Annotated in this window: 11 protein-coding genes; 7 read left to right on the top strand and 4 right to left on the bottom strand. The window is 72.1% G+C overall.

Annotated features, from left to right (window positions below):
- The coding region (locus ACTIR_RS26540; protein WP_065388565.1) for a hypothetical protein at positions 1-274 on the bottom strand (274 nt) is incomplete at its 3' end.
- A 116-nt stretch (positions 275-390) separates the two neighbouring features.
- Positions 391-1,779, bottom strand: coding sequence for an MFS transporter (locus ACTIR_RS0110720; RefSeq protein WP_026454282.1), 1,389 nt, complete (start codon positions 1,777-1,779; stop codon positions 391-393).
- Positions 1,780-1,905: 126 nt separating this feature from the next.
- Between ACTIR_RS0110720 and ACTIR_RS0110715 the strand changes: the two genes are divergently transcribed.
- From ACTIR_RS0110715 to ligD, 5 genes are all read left to right on the top strand, one after another.
- Positions 1,906-2,874 carry a PaaX family transcriptional regulator gene (locus ACTIR_RS0110715; RefSeq protein WP_026454281.1) on the top strand — a complete coding sequence of 323 codons (969 nt, stop codon included), beginning with the start codon at positions 1,906-1,908 and terminating at the stop codon, positions 2,872-2,874.
- Between the two features lie 177 nt (positions 2,875-3,051).
- A complete protein-coding gene (locus tag ACTIR_RS0110710; protein ID WP_026454280.1) occupies positions 3,052-3,585 on the top strand; it encodes a DUF2231 domain-containing protein in 534 nt (177 codons plus the stop codon).
- Positions 3,586-3,693: 108 nt separating this feature from the next.
- Complete coding sequence (locus tag ACTIR_RS0110705) at positions 3,694-5,778, top strand: amylo-alpha-1,6-glucosidase (protein WP_026454279.1); 2,085 nt, start codon at positions 3,694-3,696, stop codon at positions 5,776-5,778.
- A gap of 59 nt (positions 5,779-5,837) precedes the next feature.
- Positions 5,838-6,860, top strand: coding sequence for a glycosyltransferase family 4 protein (locus tag ACTIR_RS0110700; protein ID WP_026454278.1), 1,023 nt, complete (start codon positions 5,838-5,840; stop codon positions 6,858-6,860).
- A gap of 60 nt (positions 6,861-6,920) precedes the next feature.
- Positions 6,921-7,859 (top strand): non-homologous end-joining DNA ligase, encoded by a 939-nt coding sequence (ligD, locus tag ACTIR_RS0110695; protein ID WP_026454277.1) that lies wholly within the window; start codon positions 6,921-6,923, stop codon positions 7,857-7,859.
- A gap of 111 nt (positions 7,860-7,970) precedes the next feature.
- Here the strand turns inward: ligD and ACTIR_RS0110690 are convergent, their stop codons facing one another.
- The gene (locus tag ACTIR_RS0110690) at positions 7,971-9,485 is read right to left on the bottom strand and encodes a hypothetical protein (protein WP_026454276.1); all 1,515 of its coding nucleotides are present in this window, start codon (positions 9,483-9,485) and stop codon (positions 7,971-7,973) included.
- 666 nt (positions 9,486-10,151) lie between these two features.
- Here ACTIR_RS0110690 and ACTIR_RS27495 point away from each other — a divergent pair.
- Both ACTIR_RS27495 and ACTIR_RS0110680 read left to right on the top strand, forming a co-directional pair.
- Positions 10,152-10,418 (top strand): hypothetical protein, encoded by a 267-nt coding sequence (locus tag ACTIR_RS27495; RefSeq protein WP_026454275.1) that lies wholly within the window; start codon positions 10,152-10,154, stop codon positions 10,416-10,418.
- Between the two features lie 125 nt (positions 10,419-10,543).
- Entirely contained in the window at positions 10,544-10,816 is a 273-nt protein-coding gene (locus ACTIR_RS0110680; protein ID WP_026454274.1) for a GlsB/YeaQ/YmgE family stress response membrane protein, read from the top strand.
- Between the two features lie 12 nt (positions 10,817-10,828).
- Here ACTIR_RS0110680 and ACTIR_RS0110675 read toward each other — a convergent pair.
- The coding region (locus ACTIR_RS0110675; RefSeq protein WP_026454273.1) for an electron transfer flavoprotein subunit alpha/FixB family protein at positions 10,829-11,188 on the bottom strand (360 nt) is incomplete at its 5' end.

Raw genomic sequence — 11,188 nt, 5'->3', positions numbered from 1 at the left:
CGTCCCGGCGGCGTAGCTCGTCCAGCCTGCGCGCCAGCGCCTCCGGCGCCGCGTCCGGGCGGACGTCGGTCTGGGCGAGTGTCCGGTGCAGCTGCGACACCTCCCACCCGTCGCCGCTGCCGCTGCCCGCCGGGACGGCGAGCGTGACGTCGACCAGCCACCGGGACGGTTTCCCGGTCAGTGCGGGAGTCTGGTGACTCTCGATGCCCGTCACGTGATCGGCGCGGATCAGACCGTCACTGAGCGTCGCGATCCAGACATCCTGTAACCCCATCGTGTGAGTTCCTCCTCGGCCGTCGATGCCGACACCACTGTGGTGATCGTGGCTACCCGGTACGAAGGGTGCATACTCCCGCACCGGCCGGAAACAGACCCGTGGCGTATAGGTCGTTATACATTTTGCGGGCTGGTGCGTGTCCTCCCGCGGCCGCCGTCCTCCGGCTCGTGGGCCAGGTCGTTGCGGTGGCTCTCCTTCGTGATCAGGATGCACACGACCGTGAGCACGCAGCAGGCCGCGATCAACGTCGAGGTCAGTACCGTGCCCACGGCACTGGCCGCCGCGAAGACGGGCGGCGCCACGCCGGCACCGAGCCCGGCCATCTGATAGCCGAGGGAGGCCCCCGTGTAGCGGGCGCGGGTGCCGAACATCTCGGTGTACAACGCCGCGAGCGGGCCGTACATCGCCGGGTGCACCACCGACTGCCCCAGCACCACCGCCACCGTCAGCAGCACCGCGGACCCGGTGTCCACCAGCGGGAACAGCACGAATCCGAGCACGGCCATGGTCACCGCGCCGGAGAGCACGACCGGACGCCTGCCCACCCGGTCGGACAGCGCCGAGAAACCGATGATGCCCGCGATCGCGCCCACCGAGGACACCGTCAGCGCGTTGAGCACCGTCTGCCGCGCGAAGCCCTCCCCCACCGCGTAGGCGATCAGGTAGGTCGTCAGCGTCCCCTGGGCGACGAACGCGGAGAAGCCGACCCCGACCGCGAGCGCCAGGTTCCGCGGGTGGTTGCGCAGCACCTGCACGAACGGGGGCTTCTCCGCCCCCGCGGCCTTCCCGGCCGCCTTCCCGGTCGTCGCCTGCTGCTCCGCCGTCGCGAACACCGGGGTCTCGGTGACCTTCATCCGCACGAACAGGCCCACCGCGAGCAGCACGACACTGAGCAGGAACGGCACCCGCCAGCCCCAGGCGAGGAACTCGTCCTCGGTGGTCAGGGCGTTGGTCAGGGTCAGCATCACCGTCGAAAGCACCATGCCGCTCGGCGCGCCCGCGTTCGTGAAACTGGCCCACAACCCGCGGCGGGTCTTCGCGTGCTCGGCCGACATGAGGACCGCACCGCCCCATTCCCCGCCGACCGCGATCCCCTGTACGACGCGCAGCAACACCAGCAGCACCGGCGCCCACGCCCCGATCTGCCCCGGGGTCGGCAACAACCCGATGAGGGTGCTGGCCACACCCATCATCGTCATGGTGATGACCAGCATCTGCTTGCGGCCGAGCCGGTCACCGAAGTGCCCGAAGATCACCCCGCCGAGCGGACGGGCGAGATACCCCGTGGTGAAGGTGCCGAGACTGGCGATCGTGCCGACCAGCGGATCCAGGTTCGCGAAGAACACCTGGCTGAACACCACCGCCGACGCGGTCGCGTAGAGGAGGAAGTCGTAGTACTCGATCACACTGCCCAGGTAGCTGGACAACACCGCCCGTCTGAGCTGCGTGGCCGAGTGCGCCGACCGTTCCGGGGACCGGGTCCCGTCACCGCCCTGTGTCATGCCACCGTCCTGCCTCTCCGTCGAGACTGCCTGTCGTGCGGACGCGCCACCGCACCCGGCAAAACTAAGCAGCATCGTCACGCTAGTCAACAAACTGACCAAAGTCGTTCCGCCTACGATGACGGTGTGCGTACCGAGCCCGATCTCCCCGACAGCGACGATCTCCCCGACGGCGGCGGCCTCCCGGACGGCGGCGGCCTCCCCCACCCCGACGACACCGACGAACTCGCCGACGTCGGCGCAGCGGCCGACCGGGACGACACGGCCACGCGACGGCCGCAGACCCTGCTGCTGGCCTTCTTCGGGATCCACGTCTTCGGCCGCGGGATCCGCGTCGCCACCGGCAGCGTGCTCGACGTCCTCGGCAGGCTCGGCGTCTCCGAGCACGCCACCCGCTCCACGCTCAGTCGGATGGCCCGCCGCGACCTGCTGGACCGCGACCGCCGGGGGCGCCGGGTCTACCTCGGACTGACCGGGCGGTCGAAGGCCATCCTGCGCGACGGGGAGACCCGGATCTGGCGGATCGGCGCGGTCAACACCCACTGGGACGGCACCTGGACCCTGCTCGGCTTCTCCATGCCCGAGTCCTGGCAACGACAGCGGCACCTGCTGCGCTCCCGGCTGCTGTGGGCCGGGTTCGGGAGTCTGCAGGGCGGACTGTGGATCGCCCCGTCGACCGTCCCGGTCGAACCACTGCTGCGCGGACTGGACGCCGCCGACCACGTCAAGGTGTTCCAGGCCCGCGCCCTGCCCCCGACCGACGTGGCCGAACTCGTCCACGACGCCTGGGACCTCGACTCCCTGGCCGCCCGGTACCGGCGCTTCATGGCGCACTGGTCCACCGACGACCCGCGGCGGCGGACCCCGGACACCCTCGCCCGGCACCTGCTGCTGCAGACCGACTGGCTGCGCATCGTGCGGACCGATCCGCGGCTGCCGCGGGAACACCTGCCCGACGACTGGCCCGCCGAGCAGGCACAGCACCTGTTCCGGCGACTCAACGCCGAACTCGAACCCACGGCCCGGGCCCTCGCCGCCGACCTCCTCGACACCTGCCCCGAACAGTCCCCGCCGTCCCACGGGGCGGCGTCGTAGGCCGCCCCGGGCGCTCGGCCGGCACATTGGGCACCGCACTCACCGCGATCACGGACACGGCGAGGACACCCGGTTCGGGGAACGGGACGTATCCGTCACGAACGGGTCCGAACCACCCGTTCGTGCCACCCCGGACCGTTCCCGGTTCACCGTCCCGGAACCGGGTAGCCCTCCCGGATGCTGGACCGACTGTTGCGCCGATCCGAGTCGGTGACCGGGCTCGACCGGCCCGCCGAGATCCTCGCCCGCCGGCTGCGCCGGATGCTGGAGGGCACCACCACCGACCGTGTGCTGCGCGGCTCCTGGCTCGGCCACCCGGTGCACCCCCTCGTGGTGACCCTGCCCCTCGGAGCCTGGGTGTGCGCGTCCGCCTTCGACGCGATCGGACACCGCGACGCCGCCCGCAGGCTCGTGGCGATCGGGCTGCTGGCCAGCCCGATCACCAATGTCACCGGACTGGCCGAGTTCTCGCGGCTCACGACGCCGCAACGGCGCGTCGGAGTGCTCCACTTCGTGGCCAACCTCACCGCCCAGACGTGCTACCTTACGTCGCACCGCCACCGGGTCGGCGGTGCCCACGGGGCGGGTGTCGTGTGGGCCCTGCTCGGCCTGACCGCGGTCGCGGCGGGCGGCGCGCTCGGCGGCCATCTCTCCTACGCCCTCGGTGGGGGCGTGTACGAGTGGCAGAGCGGGCCGCGGGACACCCACTGAGCCGGCCCGGCCCGGGTCGTTCCGCTCCGGTGGGCCCACCGTCGCATGGCCGGACCCCGGCGGGCGGCGTCCGCCGGACACGCGAGCGCGGACACCAGGAGGTCGGGCATGACGGTGACCCTCGTCCACGGGACGTCGTTCTGCGTCTGTGACGACGACGGCGAACTGCGCGGCTCCCCCGCGCAGGGGGCCTTCTACCAGGACACCCGCATCCTGTCCGGATGGAACCTGCGCATCGACGGCCACCCCGTCGAACCCATCACGGTGCAGACCCCGGAGCCGTTCTACGCCCGGTTCGTCGGCCGTGCCCACTCCGGTGAGGGCGAGGGGGAGAGCAGCCTGCTCGTGCGCCGGGAGCGCTACATCGGCGGGGGCATGCGGGAGGACTTCATCCTCCGCAACTACGGCCGCGGGCGCGTCGCCTGCACCGTCACCGTGCGCGTGGCCGCCGACTTCGCCGACGTGTTCGAGGTGAAGAAGGGCCACATCAACGACACCGGCCACCACGCCGTCGAGGTCGCGGGCACCGGTCTGTACCTCACCCGCTACATCGGCGCGCACAGCCGCGGGGTGCGGATCACCGGCGAGACCCTCGTGGGTGAGGGCGCCGAGTACAGCCGCGACCGCATCACCTTCCGTGTCTCGTTGCCCGCCGGGGAGGAATGGTACGGCTCGGTCACCGCGCTGCCGACCGTCAACGGTGCCGCGGTCACCCCGCTGTTCCCCCGCGAGCGTCCGGTCGAGCACTCCCGGCCCGCGGTGCTCACCCGGCGCTGGCGCGAGGAGAGCCCCGTCCTGCGGCACTCGGGCGACCGCGCCCTCGCCCGCACCCTGCAACGCAGCCGGGAGGACCTGGGGGCGCTGCGCATCTTCGACCCGGAGAACCCGGAGGACGTCGCCATCGCCGCGGGGGCACCGTGGTTCATGGCGCTGTTCGGCCGGGACTCGCTGCTGGCCTCGTTGATGTCGCTCGCCATCGACCCGACCCTGGCCCTGGGCACCGTGCAGACGCTGGCCCGGCACCAGGGGACCCGGGTGGATCCGGACAGCGAGGAGGAGCCCGGCCGCATCCTGCACGAGGTCCGGTTCGGCGCGGACGCCTCCCTGGCACTCGGCGGCAGTCACATCTACTTCGGCACCGTCGACGCGACACCGCTGTTCGTGCTCCTGCTCGGGGAACTGGCCCGGTGGGGCATCGGCGCGGAGAACGTGCGGGCGTTGCTCGGCCACGCCGACCGTGCGCTGGAGTGGATCGACACCTACGGCGACCGCGACGGCGACGGGTTCGTCGAGTACCACCGCGCCACCGACGCCGGTCTGGCCAACCAGGGGTGGAAGGACTCGTGGGACGGCGTGAACTTCGCCGACGGCGAGATCGCCCGGTCCCCCATCGCACTGTGCGAGGTGCAGGGCTATGTCTACGCCGCGTTCCGGGCACGGGCGTGCCTGGCGGAGTACTTCGACGACCACGACACCGCCCGGTACTGGTCCGACCGCGCCGCCGACCTGAAACAACGGTTCAACGACGTCTTCTGGATGCCCGGGCCCGGCCGGTACGCGCTCGGCCTGGACGCCGACAAACGCCCCATCGACTCCGTCACCTCCAACATCGGGCACTGCCTGTGGACCGGGATCATCGACACCGACCGTGCCGGTTCGGTCGCCGACGGCCTGCTGTCCCCGGCCATGTTCACGGGGTGGGGCGTGCGGACGCTGTCGTCGGAGATGGGCGCCTACAACCCGATGAGCTACCACAACGGCTCGGTGTGGCCGCACGACAACGCGCTCGTCGCGGCCGGGCTGATGCGCTACGGCTTCGTCGCGCACGCCCAGCGCGTCGCCACCGCCGTGCTCGACGCGGCCGAGGCGTTCGACGGGCGGTTGCCCGAGCTGATGTGCGGGTTCGACCGCGACGAGTACAGCACCCCGGTGCCCTACCCGACGTCGTGTTCGCCGCAGGCGTGGTCCTCGGCGGCGCCGGTACACCTGTTGCGCACCCTGCTCCGGGTGCAACCGGGTATGCACCGACGGGAATTGCGGATCGCCCCGGAACTCCCGGAATCATTCGGAACGTTACTAATCGACGACGTTCCGTTGACCGGTGGTCGCATTTCCATCGAGGCGCGCGGAAGCTGGGTCCGGGTGGGACATCTCCCGGAGGACGTGGAATTGGTCCGGGGAAACGTTCATTAGGACGTAGTACATTCCGGGCGCGCTGTTTCGCCCGCGGTCGGCGGGGGAATTGGGCGAACATGAGTCCACTCGAGATCGCGATGGTCGCACCTCCGTGGTTCGACCTCCCGCCCACCGCCTACGGTGGCATCGAAGCGATGTGCAGCGACCTGATCGAACAACTCTCCCTGCAGGGAACCGAAATCACGTTGATCGGCGTCGGGACCAACGGGACCCCGGCGGATTTCGTGCCGACCTGCGAACACGCGAACGAGGACCGGCTCGGGCAGGTTCTGCCCGAGGTCGCCCACGCCGCGGCGCTGACCGAAATCATCGACAAACTCGACGCCGATCTCGTCCACGACCACAGCCTCGCCGGACCGCTCATGGCGCGCGGACGCACCCTGCCCACCGTCGTGACCGCCCACGGACCCGTCACCGGCGAGATGGGGCGCTACTACCGCGGGCTCGGCGACAGCGTCCACCTGGTCGCCGTCTCCGACGCCCAGCGCCGCCTGGCGCCGGACCTGAACTGGGTCGGCACCGTCCACAATGCTGTGAGTGTGGACCGCTTCCCGTTCCGGGCGGACAAGGAGGACTTCGCGCTGTTCCTCGGCCGCGCGTGCCCGGAGAAGGGCATCCCGCAGGCGATCGCCGCCGCGCGGGAGGCGGGCATCCGGTTGAAGATCGCGGCGAAGTGCCGGGAACCGGAGGAGAAGGTCTACTTCGACCGGGAGGTCGCCCCGCTGCTCGGGCCGGACATCGAATGGCTCGGCGAGGCCGACCGTGCCCGCAAGGTCGAACTGCTCCAGGCGGCGCGGTGCCTGCTGTTCCCGGTGTGCTGGGAGGAACCGTTCGGGATCGTCATGGTGGAGGCGATGGCCTGCGGGACCCCGGTCCTCGGCTTCCGGCGTGGTTCGATCCCCGAGGTCATCACCCACGACCGCACCGGCTACGTGTGCAACGACGTCGGTGAACTCGCGCAGGCGATCGGCGAGGTGGACCGGATCTCGCCGCACGACTGCCGTGCCGAGGCCGAGCTGCGGTTCGACGTGGCGATGATGGCCGAACGGTACGCACGGATCTACCAGTCCGTGCTCTGACCCGTGGCGGCCACCGAGGACGGTCCCGGTGCCCGCACGCCCCCCACACCACCGCCGCCCATGCTCGCCGTGTCCGGCGAACCCCCGGACGGACCGGACTGGGCCTTCGAATGGAAGTGGGACGGGGTCCGCGCGACCGTCGCCGTGGCGGACGGTGGGGTCGTCGCCCACTCCCGGAACCGGCGGGTGATCACCGAGTCCTATCCCGAACTGCACACCCTGACCGAACTCACCTCGCACACGGTGCTGCTCGACGGCGAGATCGTCGCCCTGGACGAGCGGGGACGACCGGACTTCGGCAGGCTCCAGGCGCGCATGCACGTCCACCGCCCCACCGCGCGGCTGCTGCGCGAGACCCCGGTCGCCTACTACGTGTTCGACCTCCTCGCCGTCGACGACCGGGACCTGTGCCCCGAACCGTACGACCGGCGCCGGCAGCGGCTGCGGGAACTCGGACTGTCGGCGCCCCCGGTCGTGCGCACGCCGGACAACTACGTGGACGTGTCCGGCGCGGAACTGCTGGAGGTCGCCGCCGACCACGGCCTGGAGGGCATCGTCGCGAAACGGCGCTCGTCGACCTACAGTCCCGGGACCCGGTCCCGGAGCTGGATCAAGACCGCCCTGCGCCTGACCCAGGAGGTCGTGCCGGGCGGGTGGGTGCCCGGCGAGGGCCGCCGGGCGGGAACGCTGGGCGCGCTGCTGCTCGGCGCCTACGACGACACCGGGACACTGCACTACGTCGGCCACGTGGGCACCGGCTTCAGCGACACCGCCCTCGACGAGATGCGCGAACGACTGGCCCCGCTGCACCGTCCGTCCAGCCCGTTCGGCACCCCGGTGCCCCGGGACCGTGCCCGTCGGGCGCACTGGGTCGAACCCCAGCTGGTCGGCGAGGTGGAGCACCGCCAGTGGACCGCCGACGGCAGGCTGCGGCACCCGTCCTGGCGGGGCCTGCGCCCCGACCGCTCCCCCCACGAGGCCCGCCTCCCCCCGACCTGACCGCGAGTCGCCACTCCCTGCCCGCGAGTTGCCGCTCCGGGACCGCGAGTCGACGCTCCGGAACCGCGAGTCGACGCTCCGTGGCGGTGAGTTCCCGCGTGGACCCGGGACTCAGCCGGCGGGCGCGACCTCGAGGAACGCCTCGCCCGCGGACACGCGCACCGTGCGGCCGACGACCTCGGTGCCGGAGGCCACCGACAGGGCCTGCGCGCTCGCGGCGTCCCCCGGGGCGGTCTGGCCCACCACGCGGGTGCCGTCCCCGGTCCGCCCGATGAGGAAGCCCTGGGAGGGCGCGCCGTCCTTGCCGTACTCGACCGTGGCCGTCTCGACGACGACCTCACCGTCGGGCACCGGCCCCTTCGGCGGTGCGGAGTCGGCCGAGGAGGTGGAGACCGGATCGGGATCGCCGACGTAGCCGTCCGGGTGCGGGGCCCGGGACAGCAGCACCGCGTGCTGGGCGGTGAGGTACCCGCCGTTGGCGTGAACCAGCCCGGTGGCCGCCCCCGCCCGCAGCCGGGTGGCCACCGCCACGGTGGCGTGCAGGCTGTAACTGCTCAGCGGGCCACCGAACGCGGAGTGTCCGCCCGTCACGGTGGGCACGCTGTCGGCGGGCAGCCCGAGGGCCTCCACCACCAGTTTCGGCACCACCGGGAAGCAGCTGTAGACGTCCAGGACGTCGAGTTCGCGCGCCGACACCCCGCCCTGCGTCAGGCACCGCCGCAGCGCCGTCTCCAGCGCCGCCGAGCGGGAGAAGTCCGGCCGGTCGAGGATGTCCCCGGAGTCGTGCGCGCCCGCGCCACCCCGGACATACACGATCCGGTCCTCGGAGATCCCGTACTCCCGCGCCGTGGCCAGCGAGGTGACCAGCACCGCCGCGGCCTGGTCCACGTGCGGCATGGCGTTCATGGCCAGCGGGTACGGCTCGCACACCATCCGGTTCGCCGGGCCGACGGTGGCGATGTCCTCCGCGCTGCGGACGGTCGGGTTCCACGCCGCCGGGTTCCGGGCGGCGACCTCGGTGAACGCCGCGTACATCCGGGCCGAGGCCGCGGTGTTGGCGGCCGGGCTCTGCCCGGTCCGGTAGCGCAGGCGGTTCTCGAACAACGGATAGACTCGGGTGGGCATCACCAGCCCGGCGGACTGCATGGCGGTGCTGCCGAGCTCGTCGGGTTCGAACGACGGCGGTCCGCCCGGCTCCCGGGTCCAGCCGTGGTCGGCCCCGGGGTCCAGCCCGGCCCGGGCCAGGGCGGACACCGATGCCTGTGCCTCCGCGCCGACCAGCAGCGCGACGCGGGAGTCCCCGGACGCGATCCCGGCGGCCGCCTCGTCGAGCAGCGCCGCGGGCCAGTGCCCACCCACGGTCGTGGTCGCGCGATGCTTCGGTGAGGCGTGCAGACGCCGTGCGAGCAGGGTGGGCAGGTCGTCGTAGGCCCAGCTGCTGCTCTTGATCGCCAGCACCGAGTCGGCCTCGCTCAGCAGGGCGGGGGCACCCGAATCGGCCCCCGCGGCGCGGGCGGCGTCCTCGGCCAGCGCGAGAGGTTCCCGCGCCGCCTCCGGCGCGCGGGCGGTATTGCCCCGCACCTGTCCGACCCCGACGAGTACCGGCACCCGGCCGTCGTCCGGCATCCGCACACTCCAATCAGAGCACGGTCACGATCGGTGCGGACCTTAACACGGGCGAACCGCCCGTTCCGGGCCGACGAGTCGCCGCTCACACCGGGAGCCTCCCGCGCCGTTCGGGAACCCCGGGCAGGGGCGTTCCGGCCGATCAGCAGGGGCGCCGGATGGCGCTGGAGGTTTCGGCACTGTCGGTCGGCAAGAGCTCACGATGACGGTGGCGACCGTGGACGGGGCGGTGCGTGTGGCGTACTCCCACATCGCCCAGGTGGTCACCCTCACCGACTGCGTCCTCGCCGGCGGCAGGACCGATCCGACGGACCCGCCCATGTCGCTCGACCTCGGCGGGACCACGGTCGGCCGCCACCTGTCGCTCTCCCGCACGCGGAGCACCCGCACGATCAGGCTGGCGACGACCACCGTGCACGGGGACGTCGGGCTCGACGACACGGTGCTCGACGACCGGGACCTCGCGCTCGACGCCGCCGAACTGACGGCGTCGACACTGATCTTTCTGCCCGCACGGGCGCCGACCGGGCGCGTGGACCTCTCCCACGCGCGGTTGGCCCTGCGGGACCGGGTCCGGGCGTGGTCGTACGCCCACGACTTCCTCGACCTCGCCGGGTGCACCTACGACCGCCTCGACGTTTCCCGCTCGCCTGGTCGTCCGGCGCCGTGGCGTTCGCGTGGGGGACGGGCCCGTGTCTGCGGTCCGGCACGGCGGTCCCGGGACCCTGCCCGGTCCGGGTCGACGAACATCCCACCTGGGACCCGTTCCTGTACGCCCTCGACGTCCTCGTCCCCGTCGTCGACCTCGGCCACGCCACCGCCTGGGACGTGCTCGGATGGTCCAAGGCGGTCATGCTGGTGCTCACCGTGGCCGGCTGGGTCCTGGCGACGACGATCATCGCCGCCTTCGGGCGGACGCTGCGCCGCCGGTGAGCCGTCGGCCCACGGGAACGGGCCCCGCCGTGCCGGGAGCGGCGGGACCCCGTACCGTTTCACTCCCCCGTGCGCGGGATACCCGGCGGCGGGACACCGCGTCACCGACAGGAAGGACGACAACCATGATCGGGTTCATCGTGGCGGGTCTGATCATCGGCGCGTTGGCGCGTCTGATCAAACCCGGCAAGCAGGACCTCGGCATCCTGGCCACGCTGCTGCTGGGCCTGGTCGGGTCGGTGATCGGCGGTACCGTGGCGAACCTGCTGGGCACCGGCGACATCTTCGAGCTGAACGTGCTGGGGTTCATCATCGCGGTCATCGCGGCGGTGCTGCTGATCGGTGTCGCCGAGTCCCTGGTCGGCCGCCGGAGGAAGAGCAGCGCCGACCGCTCGTGAACCCCGGCGTACTCACCCGCGGGTGAGCACCCGCTCCTCCTCCTGCCCGGCCCGCTGCTCCCGTCGGGCCCGGAGTTCGGCCACCACCGCGGGCAGCACCTCGTGCACGTCCCCGATGACCGCGTAGTCGGCCCGGGACACCATCGGGGCCTCCGGGTCGGTGTTCACCGCGAGGATGGTGCGGGAGTCCATGCAGCCCACCCAGTGCTGGGTGGCGCCGCTGATGCCGCAGGCCAGGTAGAGGTCGCAGGCCACCTTCGTCCCGGTCAGTCCGACCTGGTCGGAGTGCGGCCGCCAGCCGTTGTTCGTGGCCACCCGCGAACAGCCGACCGCACCGCCCAGCAGTCCGGCCAGCTCCTCCAGCACGGCGTA

Source organism: Saccharomonospora iraqiensis subsp. iraqiensis (genome assembly GCF_000430445.1).
Taxonomy (GTDB): Bacteria; Actinomycetota; Actinomycetes; order Mycobacteriales; family Pseudonocardiaceae; genus Saccharomonospora; species Saccharomonospora iraqiensis.
This window is presented reverse-complemented; position numbering and strand designations above follow the sequence as displayed.